This window comes from bacterium (assembly GCA_041649255.1).
In the GTDB taxonomy this organism is placed as follows: Bacteria; Hydrothermota; UBA3073; order JACQXS01; family JAQTXJ01; genus JAQTXJ01.
Genome location: JBAZNK010000005.1, coordinates 17,232 through 38,450 on the forward strand (window position 1 = coordinate 17,232; position 21,219 = coordinate 38,450).

At 38.9% G+C, this 21,219-nt stretch carries 18 protein-coding genes; 4 read left to right on the plus strand and 14 right to left on the minus strand.

All coding sequences use genetic code 11. The features are described 5' to 3' along the window. Nucleotide 1: 1 nt before the first annotated feature. Genes atpG through WC614_04825 form a run of 4 tightly spaced genes read left to right on the plus strand, consistent with a single transcriptional unit; the run spans nucleotide 2 to nucleotide 3,513 of the window. Nucleotides 2-862 (plus strand): ATP synthase F1 subunit gamma, encoded by an 861-nt coding sequence (gene atpG, locus WC614_04810; GenBank protein MFA5032323.1) that lies wholly within the window; start codon nucleotides 2-4, stop codon nucleotides 860-862. 1 nt (nucleotide 863) lies between these two features. Continuing rightward, nucleotides 864-1,676: a T9SS type A sorting domain-containing protein gene (locus tag WC614_04815; protein MFA5032324.1), complete on the plus strand. Its 813-nt coding sequence runs from the start codon at nucleotides 864-866 to the stop codon at nucleotides 1,674-1,676. Nucleotides 1,677-1,689: 13 nt separating this feature from the next. Continuing rightward, complete coding sequence (gene atpD / locus WC614_04820; GenBank protein MFA5032325.1) at nucleotides 1,690-3,099, plus strand: F0F1 ATP synthase subunit beta; 1,410 nt, start codon at nucleotides 1,690-1,692, stop codon at nucleotides 3,097-3,099. Between the two features lie 9 nt (nucleotides 3,100-3,108). Further along, nucleotides 3,109-3,513 (plus strand): F0F1 ATP synthase subunit epsilon, encoded by a 405-nt coding sequence (locus tag WC614_04825; protein MFA5032326.1) that lies wholly within the window; start codon nucleotides 3,109-3,111, stop codon nucleotides 3,511-3,513. Between the two features lie 32 nt (nucleotides 3,514-3,545). On the opposite strand, the gene WC614_04830 is transcribed toward WC614_04825, so the two are convergent. From WC614_04830 to WC614_04895, 14 genes are all read right to left on the minus strand, one after another. Then, on the minus strand, nucleotides 3,546-3,866 hold the full coding sequence (locus tag WC614_04830) for a hypothetical protein (GenBank protein ID MFA5032327.1): 321 nt from the start codon (nucleotides 3,864-3,866) through the stop codon (nucleotides 3,546-3,548). 7 nt (nucleotides 3,867-3,873) lie between these two features. Then, nucleotides 3,874-5,724, minus strand: coding sequence for a 1-deoxy-D-xylulose-5-phosphate synthase (dxs, locus tag WC614_04835; protein ID MFA5032328.1), 1,851 nt, complete (start codon nucleotides 5,722-5,724; stop codon nucleotides 3,874-3,876). Beyond that, a complete protein-coding gene (locus WC614_04840; protein ID MFA5032329.1) occupies nucleotides 5,725-6,261 on the minus strand; it encodes an Hsp20 family protein in 537 nt (178 codons plus the stop codon). Between the two features lie 20 nt (nucleotides 6,262-6,281). Then, nucleotides 6,282-6,938, minus strand: a complete 657-nt coding sequence (locus WC614_04845; GenBank protein ID MFA5032330.1) for a sigma-70 family RNA polymerase sigma factor — start codon at nucleotides 6,936-6,938, stop codon at nucleotides 6,282-6,284. A 175-nt stretch (nucleotides 6,939-7,113) separates the two neighbouring features. After that, nucleotides 7,114-7,431, minus strand: a complete 318-nt coding sequence (locus WC614_04850) for an HPF/RaiA family ribosome-associated protein (GenBank protein ID MFA5032331.1) — start codon at nucleotides 7,429-7,431, stop codon at nucleotides 7,114-7,116. A gap of 42 nt (nucleotides 7,432-7,473) precedes the next feature. Continuing rightward, nucleotides 7,474-9,003, minus strand: coding sequence for a histidine ammonia-lyase (gene hutH, locus WC614_04855; protein ID MFA5032332.1), 1,530 nt, complete (start codon nucleotides 9,001-9,003; stop codon nucleotides 7,474-7,476). A 44-nt stretch (nucleotides 9,004-9,047) separates the two neighbouring features. After that, complete coding sequence (hisS, locus tag WC614_04860; protein ID MFA5032333.1) at nucleotides 9,048-10,340, minus strand: histidine--tRNA ligase; 1,293 nt, start codon at nucleotides 10,338-10,340, stop codon at nucleotides 9,048-9,050. Nucleotides 10,341-10,436: 96 nt separating this feature from the next. Continuing rightward, nucleotides 10,437-10,865 (minus strand): divergent PAP2 family protein, encoded by a 429-nt coding sequence (locus tag WC614_04865; GenBank protein MFA5032334.1) that lies wholly within the window; start codon nucleotides 10,863-10,865, stop codon nucleotides 10,437-10,439. A gap of 199 nt (nucleotides 10,866-11,064) precedes the next feature. Then, nucleotides 11,065-11,406 (minus strand): MTH938/NDUFAF3 family protein, encoded by a 342-nt coding sequence (locus WC614_04870; GenBank protein ID MFA5032335.1) that lies wholly within the window; start codon nucleotides 11,404-11,406, stop codon nucleotides 11,065-11,067. A 130-nt stretch (nucleotides 11,407-11,536) separates the two neighbouring features. Continuing rightward, nucleotides 11,537-12,064 (minus strand): hypothetical protein, encoded by a 528-nt coding sequence (locus tag WC614_04875; GenBank protein ID MFA5032336.1) that lies wholly within the window; start codon nucleotides 12,062-12,064, stop codon nucleotides 11,537-11,539. 60 nt (nucleotides 12,065-12,124) lie between these two features. Continuing rightward, nucleotides 12,125-14,380, minus strand: a complete 2,256-nt coding sequence (locus tag WC614_04880) for a T9SS type A sorting domain-containing protein (protein MFA5032337.1) — start codon at nucleotides 14,378-14,380, stop codon at nucleotides 12,125-12,127. A gap of 175 nt (nucleotides 14,381-14,555) precedes the next feature. Then, nucleotides 14,556-15,671: a PorV/PorQ family protein gene (locus tag WC614_04885; GenBank protein ID MFA5032338.1), complete on the minus strand. Its 1,116-nt coding sequence runs from the start codon at nucleotides 15,669-15,671 to the stop codon at nucleotides 14,556-14,558. Between the two features lie 132 nt (nucleotides 15,672-15,803). After that, entirely contained in the window at nucleotides 15,804-17,618 is a 1,815-nt protein-coding gene (locus WC614_04890) for a 6-bladed beta-propeller (protein ID MFA5032339.1), read from the minus strand. Between the two features lie 120 nt (nucleotides 17,619-17,738). After that, nucleotides 17,739-21,158, minus strand: coding sequence for a hypothetical protein (locus tag WC614_04895; protein ID MFA5032340.1), 3,420 nt, complete (start codon nucleotides 21,156-21,158; stop codon nucleotides 17,739-17,741). Nucleotides 21,159-21,219 lie beyond the last annotated feature (61 nt).

Consider the following 21,219-nt stretch of genomic DNA (forward strand, 5'->3'; position numbering starts at 1 on the left):
AATGATTAGTCCAAGAGTCTTAAGACGTCGTATAAAAAGTATCCAGAGCACGGCTAAAATCACCAAGGCTATGGAGATGATAGCTACTGCCAAAATGCGCAGGACGCAGGAACAGGCTCTTGCCGGCAGACCTTACTCCGAAAAAATCAACCAGGTGATTTCCGATTTATCTGCGGCGTCTTCCGTCAATGGAATCATTCATCCGTTATTGGAAAAAAGGGCAATCAAGAAAGTTGCCGTCATCCACATTACAACTGATAGGGGACTTTGCGGGGGTCTTAACGCAAATATGAACCGAATGACTTCTACTTTTATATTAAAGCAGGGCATTCCTGTTACGCTTATTACGGTCGGTCGCAACGGCAGGGATTTTATGACAAGATGCGAATGCAATGTAAGAGCAGAATTCACGGGAATCAGTGACAAACCGGTTTTGTTTGATACGTTACCGATATCTCAGGTAATTATAGATGATTATACGGCAGGAGTTTACGATGTTGTTTATATTGCCTATCCTAGATTTGTTTCCACTATGATACAGCGTCCAACAATACAACCTTTGATTCCGGTAAAACCAACGATATTCCCGCCATCTCAAACTCTGGAATATATTTACGAACCTGACGCGTATTATGTTCTCGGGCAGTTGCTGCCAAGATTTGTGCAAATGGAAGTATACCACGCCATATTGGAATCTATCGCGAGCGAGCAGTCCGCAAGGATGATAGCAATGCGTAACGCAACTGATAACGCTAATGACTTCGTTAAAAACTTAACCGTTACTTTGAATAAAGCGCGACAGGAAATGATAACTACGGAGCTTCTTGATATTACGGCAGGCGCAGAAGCGCAGGTGAAATAAGATGAAAAAAATTGCTATAATGATGTTTTTAATACCTCTATGTGGCAAAGCAGATAACCTAATCTTTAATAGTGGCTTTGATATGACTCCTTGGGATACGGGATGGGTGAGTGAAAAAACGAATGCTAATGATTATGCTAAGGCGGATACAACAAAATATTATTCATCTCCACAGAGTTGTTATTTATATTCATACGGTTATTACCAACCAGGAGGCGGGCCAAGACCAGGGTATACGTCTATATCCCAAATTGTACATAAGACAACCTCCTGTACCTGTAAAGTTTATTTTAAAAGTGGTAATTTAATGGATGAGGGTTATTATGGCATACAATATTTACAAATTTATCTTTTCATAAATAATGAACCGGTATTAGTATGGAAAACGAAAGATAACATTGATACAATATGGGGGAAATGGGAACAAAGCTATGCAGATAGCGATACGATAAGCGGAATTAAAATTGGTGTGAATGCCGATGGCGGATGGATAGCAGGTTGTGTGGGAAACGCATTTGTTTGGATAGATAATATAAATATTTCCGGGAAACAGGTAGGGGTGGAAGAAAAAGGATTCTTCGCTAACACTCAGAATGACAGATTAGAAGCGTCTCCAAATCCATTTGCTGGTTCAACGTCTGTTAATTATCAATCGTCAGCACCCCCAAAAGCCTATAGAATAAAGATTTACAACATTACGGGAAAATTAGTAGAAGAAACGAATAATAATGTTATAGGCAAAAACTTAAAATCAGGAATTTATTTTATAAAAGCAAATAATAGCAAACTAATAAAAATAATTAAAATGAAATAAATTAGGGGGTTAAATGGCAAAAGGTAAGGTAGTTCAGGTAATCGGGACGGTTGTTGACATTGAATTTCCGCCGGATGAATTACCCGGAATTTATAATGCAATTGAAATCAATCCGCTTAAGAAAGGCGGCGATAAAATTATACTTGAAGTCCAACAACATACAGGCAATAACTGGGTTCGATGTTTGTCGTTGTGTCCAACGGAAGGTCTGGAAAGAGGACTTGAAGCCGTAGACACCGGCGCGCCAATAAAAGTCCCTGTCGGTAAAAACACACTCGGCAGGTTATTTAATGTTTTCGGAAATCCTCTGGACAGCATAGGGGAAGTAAAATCCGAAGAACGCTGGTCTATTCACAGGGAACCACCTACACTGGAACAACAGGAAACTACTCCACAAATACTTGAAACCGGAATCAAAGTCCTTGACCTTATTACCCCGTTTACGAAAGGCGGAAAAGTCGGCGCTTACGGAGGCGCAGGTGTCGGAAAAACGGTTGTCATTATGGAACTTATTCGTAATATCGCTACGGAACACGGAGGTTTTTCGGTGTTTGCCGGCGTAGGCGAGAGGTCTCGAGAAGGAAACGACTTGTGGCTGGATATGAAGAACTCCGGCGTTATTGACAAAACGGTTCTTGTTTTCGGACAGATGAACGAACCGCCCGGCGTAAGAGCCCGCGTTGCTTTGACCGGTGTTACTATGGCAGAATATTTCAGAGATAAAGAAGGACAGGATGTTTTGCTTTTTATTGATAATATTTATAGGTACGTGCTTGCAAATATGGAAGTCTCGGCGTTATTGGGAAGAATGCCGTCAGCCGTCGGTTACCAGCCAACTCTTGCCACCGATATCGGAGCGCTGGAAGAAAGAATTACCTCAACAAAACACGGTTCCATTACCTCGTTCCAGGCAATTTACGTTCCCGCTGACGATTATACCGACCCGGGCATTGTGGCTACTTTCGGGCATTTGGACGCAGTAATCGCGCTTGAACGTTCTATCGTAGAGTTGGGTATTTATCCTGCCGTTGACCCGTTAACTTCCAATTCCCGTATTCTTGACCCGTTAATTGTAGGGGAAGAGCATTATCAGGTAGCGCGCGGCGTACAAAAAGTTTTACAAAGATATAAAGATTTGCAGGATATTATTGCCATTCTCGGGATAGAAGAGTTGAGCGAAGAAGACAGAATTCTCGTTGCCCGCGCCCGTCGTATTCAAAAGTTCCTTTCCCAGCCGATGTTTGTGGCAGAAAAATTCGCCAACTTACCGGGCAGATATGTTCCCGTTAAAGAAACGGTTAAAGGATTTAAAGAGCTTCTGGAGGGTAAATACGACCATCTTCCGGAATCTGCTTTTTATATGATTGGTAAAATTGAAGAAGCCGAAGAGAAAGCTAAAACATTATCAGGCGCAGAAGCATAGGTAAAAACAATGGCTACTTTTAAATTAGAAATAGTTACGGTTGAAAGATTATCTTTTTCCGACAACGTCAATGTTCTTGTTGCGCCGGGAGTTAACGGGCAGCTCGGGATTTTGCCAAATCACGCCCCATTAATGACTATACTTGAACCCGGAGAACTTATAATAAAAAAAGGCTCGGAAGAAACATACTGGGCGATTACGGGTGGATTTCTTGAAGTCCGACCGGATAAAGTAATCGTTCTTGCCGATGCCTGTGAATTGGCAACTGAAATAGATATCTCAAGGGCAGAGGAGGCTAAGCGCAGGGCGGAAGAAAGATTAAAGCAAAAATCCTCCGGTATTGATGTTACGCGCGCAGAAACTGCTCTTAGACGTTCTCTTATTCGCTTGAAAATCGCGGAAAAACATAGGTAGAATCTGTTTGTATCTGTGGTATTCTAATTAATTTACTTTGGGGCTTCTTTTAGAATTAAAATATCTTGCAAGGCAATTTCTTCGCTCCCTACTCCTTTAGATTTCTCGTATTCAACGTGTACCCTTAAAGAATCTCCTATATGTATCCTTTTTCTGGCTTCTTTCGCATCCTTAGGAGATATTGTCAAATATGCATCCTTGGTTTCTGTACGTAGTTTGATTTGAAATATGTCTTTTTCAAATACGCCCGCCCTGAAAAACCTGCAACTTTCAACTACTCCCTCAATATCATCAACTTGTTTACCACAACCAATCAAGCAAGTTAAAACAAGTAAAAATAAAAACTTTTTCATCTTTGTTTTACCCGTCTAAGATAAACTTCTCTATTTTTTCCCGTATGCCTTTTATCGATAAACCATATTTTTCAAGTATGAAATTCCTATTACCCTGTTCAATAAACATATCCGGCAAACCAAGCCTTAACAAGTTTACGCTACAACCTGCTTCATTAAACATTTCCATTACTGCGCTTCCAAACCCACTATTAAGAACGTTCTCTTCAATAGTTATAATTTTAGTGTCTTTGAATTGCATAAATAATTCTTTATCAAGAGGTTTGGCAAATCTTGCATTTACTACTCCTACCGGCAAATCTTTTACGGCTTCCATTGCCGTATACACCATTGAACCAATTGCAAAAATTGTTCCCTTCTTCCCGGATTTTAATACTTCTGCCTTACCGCAAGGTATGTTCTGAAGTTCTGTTTTTTCAACTCCCGTTATTTTGCTTCGCGGATACCTTATTACAATTGGGGAATTATTATTTACTGCCGTATAAAGCATAGAGCGTAATTCGTTTTCATCTTTAGGAGAACATATTACAAGGTTTGGAATACAATGCAGATAAGACAAATCAAAAATTCCCTGGTGCGTTGGGCCATCTTCCCCAACAATTCCTGCGCGGTCTACAGCAAAAATAACCGGCAAATTCTGGAGACATATATCATGTATCAACTGGTCAAGACCACGTTGCAGGAAAGTAGAATATATTGCACAAATAGGTTTATATCCTTTTGTAGCAATGCCCGCAGCAAACGTTAAAGCATATTCTTCTGCTATACCTACATCAAAAAATCTTTCGGGGAATTCTTTTCTGAATTTATCCAGTCCGGTTCCTTCCGGCATTGCGGCAGTAATTGCAACTATGCGGGAATCCGTTTTTGCAAGTTCGGTAATAATCTCTCCAAATACATCGCTGTAAGTATTGCTTTTTGATACGGATTCGCCCGTATCTATACTAAATGCTCCGATACCGTGGAATTTTGAGGGTTCTGCCTGCGCAAAGTTATAGCCTCTGCCTTTATCGGTAAGAATATGAACAAGCACTGGTTCTTTCAGGGTTTTTATATACTTAAAATTTTCCGTCAATAATTCTATGTTATGCCCGTCCAGAGGTCCAATATATCTTAACCCAAGTTCTTCAAAAAGCATAGTAGGCACGGCTAAATTTTTTAATCCTTCTTTTAATCTCCGCACAGAATCTTTCGCCGCGTTACCTATCCAGGAGGGCAGTTTATCTAAAAGCTCCCAGGTATCCGTTTTAAATTGAGTATAAAGTGGAGTAGTAACTATTTTATTTAAGTAATGCGCTACGCCTCCAACATTTTCCGATATGGACATTTTGTTATCGTTAAGGACTATTATTATATCTTTACGTAAGAATCCTGCCTGATTTAATCCCTCGTAAGCGAGCCCACCTGTCAACGCTCCGTCCCCAATAATCGCTACAACTTTATATTTCTCCTTGTCTAAGTCTCTTGCAGTGGCAATGCCCATTGCTGCAGCTATTGAAGTAGATGCGTGTCCTACTCCAAACTCGTCATACTCGCTTTCGCTTCGTTTTGGGAACCCTGAAAGACCATCATATTGCCGAATAGTATTAAACTTTTCTCGTCTGCCTGTAATTAGTTTATGTGGATATGCCTGATGCCCGACATCCCATATTATTTTATCCATAGGAGCATCAAATATTTTATGAAGAGCAAGGGTCAATTCGACCACGCCAAGGGAAGGGGCAAGGTGACCACCATTTTTAGATATTACATTTATTATCTCTGCCCTTATTTCTCCTGCAAGTTCTTTTAATTCGTCTGTATTTAACTTTTTTACGTCTTCGGGAGAGTTGATATTGTTTAAGTATTTATATATCATTTATTTTTTTACTATTGTTGTTATTTCAAGAATTCCATCAGCTACTTTTATTTTAATTTTTGAAACATCTATTGTAAGCGGCAAATCAAATCGTTTTTCCAGTTTCCCGTAAAGAAGCTCGTTTATATAATAAGTCCCTTTGGGTCTTTCCCTGAATGCAACTATTTCAATTGCGTCCGCACTACCGGTAATGTTAATATCAGATTTTTTTATTCCCGGCACTTCAACCTTAATAACCATTTTATTGCTCTTGCCGACAATTTCTGTTGCCATAATTCGTGGCTGTTCAAGACTTATCGGAACTCTCAACAAATCCCATTCCTGTTTTAACATTTTATGCAAGCTTTCATGAACAGAAACAGGCGTTCGAATAACTTCCAACTCCTGACATAATCCTAATGCAAATTTTAAAGTATCTGCAACTGCCCTACAAGAAAAGCATTCGTTAAGATGGGCTTCTATCTGTTTTTTCAATTTTGGAGATAAACCACCATCTATATAATCAGATATATATTTTAACGTCTCGTTACATTTCATATTTTGTCACCTAACTGTCGTCAGACAGCCCTGCCATTAAAATAATTTACTAATTGGTTTCTCATAAATAATCTTGCTCTCAGTATCCTTGATTTTACTGCCGTGAGTGAAATTCCCAAAACCTTAGCTACTTCCAAATTAGAAAGTTTTTCCACATCCCTCAAAATAAACACTGTCTTGTATTCAGCCGGCAAAGACTTTATTGAGTTGTCTATAACTTTCTTCAACTCATCTCTTGCCATACTGTCCGTTATGTTCATAGCAGTAGAGGGCACCTGTGCCCAATTTACATCATCTTCTAATTGAAGCGTATCAGAAAATTTGTTTTGTTCTTTTTTTCTTGCTCTCAGTCTCATAAGTGCGGAATTTGTCGTTATTCTATAAGCCCATGTAGAGAAGTTTGACTTGCCATGAAAGCTGTCCAGTGCCTTAAATATAGAAATAAAAGCATCCTGTAATGCATCTTTTGCATCATCCTGGTTGCCGGTTATTTTATAAGTAAGCGTATAAAGCTTGTCTTCATATCTATTTACTAGTTCGTCAAAAGCTTCGTAATCGTGTTCAAGCGCTTTTTTAACAAGCTCATTATCTGACAGTGTTTTTAAATCTACTTTTTGCTCTTCGGCAATCACTTTATTTTTAGTTGGAGTTTCCCGCCTTGGCGGGATTATAGTCAAGCTCTTTCCAGTTCCGCTGGATTAGAGATTGCTATCCCGCTTTACGGGAGACCAACTTATCAAATCCCTGCTTGGTTAATAACCGCTTCCGACAGACTGGACCAGAAACTCTTACAAGTACACTCCGCCAAGACAGAGTAGGGAAGTATGGACAGATTGTAATCTGTCTTTACTCTTATTTTCTTCTTGTGTCACGAACTTTAGACTCTAATTCTTTAATTTTTCTTTTTGCTATGTCGAAACATTCGTCTACCATAGCCTGCAAATCATAGCCTTCTTCTTTAATTATAAACATTGACATTTTACGCATTTTTATCTGGAGTTCTATTGATTCCCTGTGTGAATTTCGTTGAGCATTGCCTTCCATTGCGATAATGATATCTATAGAAGATAATCTTTCTGAGCATTTTTCCAACTTGAGTAATTTTTCGTTTATTATTGCTGTTATTGCCGGTGAACCTTCCATATGACGCCACGAGATATTACTCTGCATCTTTCCCCCTATATAAGTAAATTATCCTATTTTTTGTCGGTGCTATTCCAGAGTTCCTATTGCTTTTTCCACTTCTTCAACTATTTCGCCTGATTTTACTACTTCGGCAAGTTTATTAATATCTCCGCATAAAGGACGATCAGCATCAAGATATTTTACATACTTACGAACAATATCATAAGCTTTTTTCGTCCCGGTTCCAAGCAATGCAGGATTAAGGAAATCTGCAGCCTGAGCAGAAGCCATTAACTCAATTGCAATTATTGCATTTGCATTATCAATTATTTGTCTTGCTTTTAAAGCAGAAGTCATTCCCATGCTTACAAAGTCTTCCTGGTCAGCAGCAGCCGGAATAGAACCTGTTGAAGCCGGATGACTTAAAATTCTGTTTTCACAAACTAAAGCGCCGGCAGTATATTGAGTTAACATCAACCCGGAAAACATCCCTGCTCCTTTAGTTAAGAACGGGGGAAGTCCGGCATTCAAATGGGAATTCATAAGTCTGTTTGTCCTGCGTTCGGATAAAGCACATATAGTTGTAACCGCTATGGCAATAAAATCAAGTCCAAAAGCCATCGGCGTTCCCTGGAAATTTGCGCCACTTATACAAGTGCCGCCGTCGTCTTCAAAAAACAGAGGATTATCCGCAACCCCGTTTATCTCGGTTTCAAATATCGTTCTGACATATTTTATGGTATCTTTTCCCGAACCCACCACTTGTGGAGTACTTCTAAGGCTATATGCATCCTGTACTTTTTTACCTTTTCGCTCTAATAATTTACTTTTTTCAGTTATTTTTCTTATATTTGCTGCGCATTCAACGGAACCGATATGTCCACGTGCTTTATGAAGTCTCTCATCATACGCATTCATATTGGCATTCAAAACTTCAAGCGTCATCGCAGCAGCTATTTCGGAAGTTTTCAACCATCTACTTGTATCATGAATGGCCAATAAGCCTATTCCTGTTATAACATTGCTTCCGTTTATAGTAGCCAGTCCATCACGAGCTTCAAATTCAATTATTGGGATTCCGGCTTTTTCCATTGCTTCTTTTCCGTTTAATCTCTCACCTTTATAAAAAGCCTCTCCTTCTCCCATAAGCACAAGAGCCATCTGAGCCATAGGTGAAAGGTCTCCGCAGGCTCCAACCGAGCCCTTTTCACACATAACAGGCGTAACGCCACTGTTCAGCATTTTTACCAGCGTTTCTACTATAATGGGTCTGACACCCGAGTGTCCTGCAGATAATGCTCCTATACGACTAAGCATAGCGGCACGAACAACTTCAATAGGCATCGGATTACCGTAACCGGCTGCGTGGCTATAGATTATATATTTTTGAAAATCTTTTACTTGTTCTGTAGAAAGAACAACTTCAGAGAGTTCGCCTATACCGGTAGTAACTCCATACATTACTTCTTTATTACGGATTTTTTTATCTACAATATTTCTACATTTTTGAATTTTTTCTATTGCTTCCTTTGGTAACTCAATTTTTTCATTAAAACGAACTACATTTACGACATCTTCAACAATCAACTTCTTGCCTATTTTTACACTATTACTCATAATATGCCTCCAAACATCTTGTAGAGACAGATTATCATCTGTCTCTATTTTCGAATCTCAAGTTTTTTCTGAAGCCATATATTCAATTTAGCTAATTTAATTACTTCCTGAGTTCCACTTTTCATATCTTTTATGGCAACAGAGTGGGTTTTAAGTTCATCGGGTCCTGCTATAACAACAAAAGGTATTTTCTTTCGGCTTGCATATTTAAATTGTTTGCCGATTTTTATTGCTTCGGGATATACTTCCACCCCTACGCCTGAATTTCTTATATCTTTGGCGACCTGAAGAGCATATTTTGTGGTTGGGGCATCAAAGAGCGTAACAAGAAACTTAACCGGAGAAGCAAATTTAGGATTCATATCGAGTTTATCCATAACCATTAAAACTCTCTCAAGTCCTATTGATATACCTACGGCAGGAATATCCTTATCATTAAACTTTCCTATTAAATTGTCATATCTGCCGCCACCTGCAACACTGCCAACCTTTGTGCCTTCTATAATAGTTTCAAAAATTGGACCGGTATAATAATCAAATCCCCTTGATAACCAGGGATCAAACATTATATGTTTCATATTGCATCCAAGATTTTCAAGATGCGAGAACAAAGTTCTTACCTGCGCTATTCCTTCTTTGTTGGGAAGCAATTTTTCTAATTGAGCAATCGGCTGTCCCAAAGAACTGATTATCTTTTCTTTAGTCTCTTTTGATAATCCAAGAACTTCAAAATTTTCTTTAACTCCGTCAATTCCTATTCTATCTCGTTTATCCATAGCTCTGAAAAGCTCAAATTCTTTGCTTTTATCCACTCCACTGTACTCGCAAATAGTTTGTAACAATCTACGACTATTTATTTTAGTCATAAATTTTTTGAAACCGATGGCTTCAAATATTTCACTTGCTACCATTATAAGTTCGGCTTCTGCAATTACACTTTCCGTTCCAACAATATCGACATCGCATTGATAGAATTCTCTGAACCTGCCGTATTGAGGTTTATCACATCTCCATACTGTTTGAATTTGATAACGTTTGAATGGCATAGTAATATCAGGATATGAGGACACTACCCTGGCTAAAGGAACGGTAAAATCAAATCTCATCCCCACATCTCTTCTTCCTCTGTCCTGAAATTTATATATTAATTTTTCTTCGTCACCATATACGTCTTTACCTGATAGAATTTCCCAGTATTCTATGGCAGGAGTTTCCATAGGTTCAAAACCGTATTTTTCAAACACACTAGTAATGCGCTGAATAACCCATTGTCTCTTCTTCATATTGTCCGGTAATCTATCGTGCATACCTTGCAAGGTTTGAAGCTTGCTGTTCATATTTTCCCCCTCTCTATTAGGCAAATTTATTGACTCATCCCGATTGTCGGGACAAGGTTTAATCACAAGTTTAGACCTCATCTGTTTTTTAACAACTTAAAAAAATGCTAGCGCAAAAACAATACCCAATGCAGTTCCGCTTAAAACTTCAAGAGGCGTATGCCCCAATAATTCCTGCAATCTTTTGTGTTCGAATTGTTTTTTATCATGAATTAAAGTGTCTATTAATTTATTAATGGCTTTCGCTTGCCTTCCTGCTTCTCTCCGCAACCCGGTTGCTTCATACATTACAATAAGACTAAACAATAAAGCTATTGCGAAATCAATGGATCTCAAGCCCTGTATAATAGCGACGGAAGTCGAAAGTGACGCAACGCCTGCAGAATGAGAGCTTGGCATTCCTCCGGTTTCAATAAAATAGCGAACATTTATTTTGTGTTCGCGCATATACCCAAAGACTATTTTTAAAAATTGGGCTAAAACCACGGCTAATAAATATATTTTTATTACCTTAAATCCTATCATACGCAAATAAAACTTAAATGTTTTTTCTTATTGTGAATCCTATCTTGATTCGTTGCGTTCAATGCCCACTATTTTACTATAATCCGTTTTTGGAAAATTGCAAGTTTTTTCTTGGGGAAGCTTTTAACTCGATGTTTTACTATCTAAAACACTTTTCAAGGCTGGACTAATGCCCCACAAGGTTGAACAAAAAAGACTATCAGGTAAGATGTAGTGCGGTTATAACCTTGATATTTTGTGCTTTTAGTTCATTGTAGGTTTCACAAGCTTTCTCGGTGTTTTCTATTATTAGTTTTATCCCTTTTGAATCACAGGCTTCTTTAACGCTATCTTCTATTTTCATCTCATTAAAAGGACCCGTTCCAATTATTAAAACCTGTAGCGGAGAATTTAAAATCTTTTGCAAATCTTTAAGTTGAACTAAATGATTTGCATCGCGCCACCAGCTTGTTTCTACTTTATCAGGATATATAACCAAATCTCTTGTGTATATAACATCCCCAATCGTAACCTGACCAAACTTATATTTTTTAATATCCATTATTTACAGTCTATATACCACTTCTTTTTAAATTGCAAGTTTTTTCTTTAAAAAAGTTTATTATTTATAATTGTTTTATTGTTGAATAGTTTGCGAGCCCAAAAGGCGCTTCTTTATGATGAATTCTAACCTAAAATCTAAAACCTATTTCTAATCCACTTGCGGCCGATTGATCTCTAAACTTATAGAAGTGTGCCGAGACATACGCATCCATCATAGAGAGTCCCCATACAAATCCATCTATCCACAAATAATTATACATCTTACTATAATAATACTCTGCATCAGGGCTGTTATTTTCTTCTTTTGCCTTGTTTTCCTTAGCCCAAAAATAAATTGTAGCTCCGGCTGCTGCTCCTTGCAATAATGCAAATGCGGTTCCTTTTAGATAATTATGGGTATAGAACTGTCCACCTCCCGGAAGGATAGATAATAAAAGAGCAGTGTTGGGATTTTTTTTGCCTATCTGTTGTGGATACGACCTTCCCGAGATATTGCCGGAAATAGGAATTTGTCCAACGCTACGCTCTGAACTTTGTAGGGATGAATTCTTGTCTGTTGATGCAGAAACTATATTTGTTCCGCCAGCAAACAACTCTATTTGTCCCACACTACGCCCGAGACTTTGAGATATTATTATAAAAACTAATATGTGCATAACATGAATAAATAAAGGGGCAGGGAGAATCCCTGCCCCTTTATTATTATAACAATTCGATTATTTAACAAATACTATCTTTCTCGTTGCAACCTTAGAACCGGCTTCTACTCTATAGAAATAAAGTCCGGTAGACATTTTGTTTCCCTTTGTATTTTTACCGTTCCAAGTTGTAGTATAAGTTCCCGCCTTGCGATTTTCATTAACAAGAGTATTTACAAGCTTCCCTGTAACATCATATACCTTAACGGCAACATTTGATTCATTTGGTAAAGAGTATTTTATACTGGCAATACCATTTGCCGGGTTAGGATACGCAGAAAATACGGTAAACAACTTCGGTGCAGAACCGGCATCTTCTATCCCTAAAGTATCTGCATAACAAGCATACCATAGTTTGTCCATATTGGCAGGTTGTCCAAGTGTGCTGTCTGCAGATGCCATTATAAGCATATCACCTGCTCCATCAACTGCAACAACAGGCCATAGAGTCGTAGAATCTCCGGGTGCAGGAGGAAACTCTTTTATCGGATTAAAAGAACCCATTCCGGGAAGAATGTCCTGATATATACAACATTTATTAATTCCACCTGTAACTCTATGCATAGCAATAACTGCATTCCCTGCAGTATCCAAATCAATACTTCCATATCCATCTCTAGACGCCGTCTGAACGGGTGTCCCACCATCAAGCCCGGGCCATCCCCATGCAGAACCATCATAATAATTATAGAACATGTGGCGTTCAACTCCTCCGGTGGTAAGTTGTTTCATCCATGTAGTATGGGTATAATTATTTCTGGGATCCCATATAATAAGTCTCATTGGTGCCTTATTCCATTGCCTATCATACTGAGTGCATCCAACAGTATCACCATTAACAGACATAAACTTATTATACGTTCCACCAAATACATCTGAGTTAATGTCTCTATCCCTGGCTTTTGGCATACTTAGCGCAGGATAAGGATTCGTTCTCATTGGTGAAACAAAGGACTTTTTGCCAACCGGTTTCACAACAAAAGTAGTATCCATATAATTATTATCCAGTATAGTATCTATTAACATCGTGGCATATACTTCATAGTAACCGTTAATTTGTGCTCCGCTGTCACCCATTACTGTGTATGGCTTGAACGCTACCTGTATCGTATCGCCTGCAGGAATAGTTACATTTTTAACGTCATAGTATATTATTGCAGGAGTAACAAGTGATTCTGGAGTAACGGAATCTCCCATATCAAAAAGAAGTACTCTATTCATTTCAAATCGTGCCTGAAATTCAACAGATTCCGTACCATTATTTTTATAAGTAGCATTCGGAATAACGATATCTCCTGCTGTTAAAGAGTCAGGTTCACGAGTCGGACCATTTATTGAAAGAACGGATATGTCACCTCTTTTAATAGGTTGGTTAACTCTTATGAAAGGATTTTTATTAGGGTCTAAAGCTTGCTTAATAATATCATCATACCCACTAATATCCAATTCATACATAAAATGCAAAGTATCATTAACTATAGGAGCCATTGACAAAAAGACTTCGCAATCACCGGGTGTCATAGTTAAGTTCATCTTTGGAGCCCATGTTCTACCTTTATCGAGAGAATAAGAGGCATATATTTCGCCTGCTTCATAACCTGCTATGCCATAAGTATCAACCGGAAATTCAACCCATAAAACATAAAGATTTTTTGTAATCGGGTCTTCCGAAATGACCGGTTTTGCCTGAAGTCCACCATAATACGGGTATAAAACGTCACTCCATGAACCACCACTGGCAGGCATCCACTTGAAAAAATTTGGGTCCGGGTAAGGATATGAATGATACGAAATTATATAAACCGAATCGTATTCCGAAGAATAATGCAACAAAGCACAGCACATTGCAGGGTAATAAGAACCATCCGTAGAAGTTCCTAAGCTTACATCCGTTACGATGTGGATTTTTTCCTGAGAATCATATATACCATAGGTATTGCCGACAGTGCTTTTTAGATTTGTAATATCATTGTAATGAGCAGGATGATCTGCTGGGCGCGGGATTAAATTCATAATATCAATATTGTTTCCCCATGTTCTTCCGCCATTTTGAGAAGCTTTATATATCACGTGTCCATTCCAGAGTCCCTCATCCAAAATCGCTTTACTCCATACCATACAGATATTTTTAGATCCCGGGATTTTTGAACCAAAGGCATTATAACTTATCCCCGTATTTGTATCAACCGGTGCCCATCCAGACCAACTCCTAGCCATACCACTCAAAGGAGTTAAAACTAAAAACAACAATACGACTTTTACTAAATTATACATCTTGCACCTCCCTTAAATCTATTACGACAGACACCACGTCTGTCACGCAAATTCGCCTTCCGCCAAAGATAGAGTGGCGGACGAGTATTTTTCTTCACTTTGATACCCAAACGTTTTATTGTTAACTCTTCACCTCCTTTCATAATTTTATACAATCCCAGCCTCGGCGGGACATCTATAGGCTAAAACCAAGTCCTATTCTATGAATTCCGTGCAAATATTTATGCGACTGATAGGTATAATCAACTGTTATATCTTTTGTTCCCGCAAACTTATTAACTATTCCAAAACCTGCAGTATATCCTTCATTAAATCTTTCTATCGCCCGTCCCATAAGATTACCTATTGTGGCATCACCTGTTTGACTATTTCCATCCCATATGTTATTTTTTCCGGTATATCCAACGCGAATAAAATACTTATCGCTCATACCTGCTTCTATCCCGAACCCAAAAGTAGTTGGTTGGTCAAGAACATTGACAAGGTCGCTCATTAAGGTAACTCTATAGTCTTTCGTATTCAAAGTATTAACGGCAATTCCGAATTGAAAACTCAAAGGCAACGGGTCTTTTGTAGGCAACCACATAGCAGCAAGATCGGAAGATTGCGAAGCATCATCATACGTATAATAAAACCTTAGCCTTTCTCCGCTGAATGCAATATCAGGTCCAAAATTCTGAATCATAAACCCAAAGCGTAAATCGCTGAAGTTTATACTTGCACCCTCGAAACCAAGTTTAAGGGTGTTGACTTTAGTATTATAGGTTCCTCCGACATCGCAAGCCCATCCGGGTGCGGAAACGGATGTATTATACGCATATTGATTTATAACTTTAAAAGTCATGCCCGCGTTAAATTTATCCGTCATTCTTCTTGCATATGAAATACCGACTGCAAAACTATTTGCCGAAAAATACACCGGGAGAGATGTTTCCACGATGTCAGGCTGGTATAGCATCTCGCCCGACAACAAAGACGTTGTGCTTACTCCAATTGTCCCGTCTCCTGCAGGTATAGTAATAGCCAGATTATTAACGCTTATACCTGAACCGGGAAACAGATTTGCATAAACAAAATCTGCTCCAATACCACGAAGTTTAGCAATGCCTGCCGGATTCCAGTAAATAGCCTCGACTCCTTCTGCAAATGCAGAATAAGCTCCTCCGAGCGCAAGAGCTCTTGTTCCTCCACCAATCGTTAAAAAAGGCGCGCTGCATCCGCCAAGCCTAAACCCAAAACTTGCAATAGGAATAGACAACAGTACTATTACAGGAAAAATAAACTTTTTCATTTTGCCCCCTTCTATTATCCGCATCATCGGATATTCACACAAATATATATTTTTATTCTCTTTTATATTTAGAGTTTCCCGCTTTGGCGGAATTACTCTAAGTTATCCCGCTCAGCGGGACTTTTTTATTTTTTAAGGTCTGAATACTTGTATTCTACAATTGCCTGTATCTACAATATAAATATTCCCGGCATCATCTACTACTATTCCCTGTGGAGACTTAAACTGCCCATTAGCAATGCCTTTTTCACCCCATCTGTTTACAAAAGCGCCGGTTTTACTAAATTTTTGCACACGGTTATTATTGGATTTATGACTTGCTTCCACTACGTAAACTGCGTCTGCCGTCACTGCAACATCGCAAGGAACGGACAAACAACCATCAGCATCAAGTTCTTTCCCTGCAGTTATAGCATTTGTGCCGATATTTCTTATATAAATACCTTCGGTGCTAAATACCTGAACCGCATCGCCTTTATGAAAAGCAACGTATAATTCATTGTCGTATATTTTCATTCCCATCGCTTCTGCAGATATTCCCCATTTGCTAACATAAGTCCCGGTTTTTGTAAATTTCTGTATTCTCTTATTAAACGAATCCACAACATATATAAATCCTGTATCCACAGCTATGCCCGTTGGATAATAAAATTTCCCTTCACTGTTTTCGCCCGAGCCTTTGCCTCCAATTGTATCTTTTATTGTCCCGTTTTTATTAAATACATATATTTTATGAATTTCATCAAATGCCGTTGATGCATCTGTTACATATACGCAGCTTGAATCTACCGCCACATACTTAGGCGCTTTCAGAGTATTTGCACCTATTGTCCCTAACAAGACACCTGCAGTGTTAAACATCTTTACTTGGTGGTTTGTCCAATCCACTACCCACAATGTATCTTTATATATTGCCATCCCCAAACAGGTATCCGTATCCCAGCAACTAACAAAATTATCGGATATTGTAATCGCAAGGGAAGCACTTGTATCGGAGCATTGTCCCCAATTATCAAATGCATTAGTTGTTACATTAAAAGTACCTGTAGTTGTATAAGCATTTTGAAGTTGCGTTATCACTGTAATGGAATCCCATACACTTCCCACAACACTCAAAGAGGAGTCATTTCCCCAGTTAAATTGAATTGTAGTAGGTGGAGTTGACTTGATCACCTGATTATAAAACCAATAAGGGGTATGCATAAATCTTTCAATATAAGGACCTTCTAGCGCTATCGGAACATCCGGTTTAGGTGGCTTTTTAGGGGGAACTATAGTTACTGAGCAAGGCAAAGACCAAACCGAAACGCTTCCCTGTCTATCCTTTGCTTTTGCTTTAATTACAAAAAGACCTGTTTCTTTATATATGTGCGTTAACGTATCCATTGCACCACTTGCTACAGTAGTTGTATCCCAGCCCGAATCTGCCAGACTCCATTTACACATAAAAGTCACCCTATCATTTTCAGGGTCAACAGCGCGAACCACAAATTGTACGGATACTTCAATCACGCCGGTATCTATAACCGGCACAATAGTTACGCTTTCCGGAGCAGCTGATTTAGTAAGCACTTTCAATACAAGAGCCTGCGACCATTCAGATTCATTTTTATGAATGTCTCTCGATTTTACTTTTACGGCATAAGTATCCGATATTGTATACGTATAGTTCATTTTTATGATATCTCCTGATTTAAAATACTCGCTCCAAGCCGAAGTCGTTCCATCATCCCAGTAAAATTGATAAGAAACGTCTTCTTTTTCCGGATCTGTTGCGGATGTATAGAAACAAGTTGTTGAATCAACCCAACTTGTATCTATACTGCTATATGTGTTTGTCGCCGGCATTGAAGGCGCATCCGGCGCACTATTCTTTCTACATCCACTTGTTCCTATTATACTTGTTGCTATTACTACATAAACAAACGCTCTTATTTTATAACTCATTTTTCCTCCTATTATCTATTTCCCTCGGGCAGGCAGAACAACAAATCCTACCCCATTAGTCTATTCTTTCTACCCCACCTTTACAATAAAATCAGTTCTGCTTTAGGCAGAAACAGATTATTATTTTATTATTACAAACTTTCCTATCTTTTGTATGTCTTTATTGGTTTTAGATTTTGCTGTTACCTGATAAATATATAATCCACTTGCTACTATTGGACCTACTTCCCCTTCTTTTACTGCTTTTGATGTGAAATCCCACGCATGCGCTCCGGGACCGCTAACTTCTGTTCTCGTATTCATTGTACTAAAAGTCGCTTCGTCGTGGTCAATCGTTTTTACCAATAATCCTGCTACTGTAAATATTCGTATTGTGCATTTTGACGGTATCCCCTGGAACCATATTTTATGTTGATATTTATTTTTATCCCACGTTGCTCTCATAAAATATGGATTTGGCATTACCCGGATACTATCCAATTCACAATCTTTATCTGCGTTAAATGCAGTTGTATTTATCTCAAAAGTATCTCTTAGTGTCACTCTGTTGAAAACAAATAATTTATACACATCTCCCGTATCGGGATAAATCATTTTCAGAGCACCCACGGTTGTGTCAACTTTTAGAGAAACATTATATGCTGTCCCTGTATAATCTGCTCTATTTTTAAAAATATCTACTTTATCGTTGTAACTAAATATTCCATTATTATCGTTATCACTGTACAGGAAGAAAACCGTATCTTCCGGAAACCACAAATTTGTAAGCTTAAACGGGGCATACCTATTTCCCATATCATAACTTCCCTGCTTTGACATCACAAGTTTATAATCATAATATGGTTCTCTTGCTATTGTCCCTTTTTTCGTACCAAAAGTAGGACGAATGATAAGATTACTCTTTAGATTTTTTTGTTTGTATTTTCCGGAGTTTGTCGTGTCGCTCCAGCCTGAATTTGCAACGTCTTCAACTGCCCCACTATCATTATATACTTTTTTTGATATTTTTATATCCAAACCGTCCAACAAAGGCAGCGAATCCAATTCAAAATATTTACAGCTATCCAATACTATTGTATTCTTTGTTATATCTTCAAGTCTCCAGTACTTTGCTTTCATTGTATCTTTCATGTCTTCTTTTAAGAATACCATCCTGTATTTATCACCGGTTATCGTATCCGGTCTTGCTACGCTTACGCTTATATCCGCATCTCCAAATCCTGTCGTATGAACCACGCTTACTTTCGCGCCTTGATAATTCGCAGGAGTCTCCATTGGTATTCCCCAGTATTTCTTTCCTGTTTTTGCGCTCTCCAACGAATCCAGCCCCATCGCCGGCATCGGTTTATTATAAGACGTTACCGAGTAATAATATTTCTTCCCATTATTTACTGGCTTATCTACATAACAATGTTGCAACCCGCTTTCACTTCCTACCGGATTACTTTTATATGTCCATATAGTAAATTCGTCTCCCGTTACCGGATGTAAATCCGTCCCGGGTTCTGCAGGCGCCGTCCCATTCTTTATTTTTACATAAAACCCATCTATATATATATATCCGCCCGATACATATCCGGGATCAACGGGAATCGGAGATTTTGTAGAATCTGTTACAAAATAATAACCTGACCCAAGACTATCTGCATTTACATTATAATAATATCCTCTCCCGCTATCCATCTCCATTATTGCAAACTGGTATTGATTCTGGAATGTTATTTTATACCTGGCATCTTTGAAATGGACAAATGCCAACACAGTATCAACTACTAAGTTTGGAGCTGTGGCTAAAGTATCATAATATAATGTATCGTTTTTGTTATATCCTTCAAATGTTATTTTTGCTTTTGAATGTCCCTGTGTATATTCCACCAATACGGTATCTTTACTACTACTTCTTAAATCATAATTTGCCAACAATGTCCACGCATCGCTTAATCCGGTTTCGCTCTTATATACTCTATATCCCTCGAATGTCGGCATTTTTGCCATCGGGTCTATATAGTTTTCGGGGATCGAGTTCCATGATAAATATATTTTCTCGTCTCCGGGTATCACTGACAATGTAGGTGGTGGTGGCGGTGCAAATCCTATATATCCCATATTAAACTGTCTTATTGCGTTTTTCGCTCTTTCTTTCAAATCGCCTAATGTATATGCGCTTACAACTGCCACTGTCATTTCTATTTCCTGCCCGGGTAGCAATATCGTGGTCGGACCGCTGCAAGATAATTGTCTCATATCTTCAGGCATAGTTGCCGCCATATATGCCGGTCTTCCGGGGAACTTACATGAAAGAACTTCATATTTTACCGAGTCCTGCAATGGTCGGTCAATTGTATTGCCGGGTTCTCCTACTATTTGCCAATATTGAAATCCGGTCATTCCCTTATTCCCTGGAGTCTCGCACATTACGCACCCTATATATCCTGCGGGCGTGGTCCATCCCGGTTCTTTTCCGTCTATATCATAAGTATATCCTAAATCCATTCTTCTGCCAAATTCACTTACATAACTTGTATCGTATCCGATTAATTCATCTTTACACCCTGATGCAGGATCATTTGAACTCTGGCCGATATCGTTATCCATAAAATATCCCAAATATACATCTTTTAAGGTATCTTCAGTCATATTCCTTATTTTCCAACTCAGATATATATATGCTTCATTATATGCATAATTCCACGAATATGTTCGCTGTTCTATTCTTACTCCTACTGCACCTTTCGCGCCATCGTAAGGTCCAGCATCAGATACCCATATCACTCTTGCATCTTCCGCCGGTATCCAATCTCCGGCTACTGAAAAAACGTCTTCCTGGGATACGATATCGCCTGCGGCTGGATCCAAATATAAACTCGGATCACTTCGTCTTCTATTTATTAACGTATCTGCGAACGGCCATAACGCCTGATAACTTTCTTTATCCAATCCGGGTTGTTTGAATACAAAACTGCCCGCATGCGGATGGCCACCGCTTGATATTGCCTGATCACTAAATACCAATCCTTTTGCGCCTATATTACCCGCCTCACCGGCATCTTCTACTTCAGGGACATACATTGCACCTACATCCGAACTATATGCGCCTCTTGCCAAAACACTTGTCCATGTGCTATCCCCGGGGAATCGTCTTTTTGCGCCTACCCATAACCCACATTCATAAGTGTAATATTGATAAGAACCTGCGGGATATTCCCCTGTTCTTCCTCTCGTTGCTGTATTATTAAAATACCCTTGCGCTCTGTTGTGCTGTGCATCCGATGCATCGTATTTTCCTATTGCATCCCCGGGATATCGCGCAAATAAACCTCCTTGCAATGTATTGGATACTGTCCAATCAGTTAAATTCCCTACCCCGGTCCAATACACTTTCCACCAATCGGCAGGTTTGGTGCATACTTCGGTCTTGCTGCCTTTGGTTCCCGTGCTTTTTTTATGATTACCCTCCGTTGCTAACCGGCCTGTAGGCTGATGAAACCCAAATACCTGACTCGCACCTATTATTAATATTAACCCTATATACTTTCTCATTCTTCCTCCCCTTTGTCATTCCCGCGGAGGCGGGAATCTATTATATTTATTATCTTTCCGC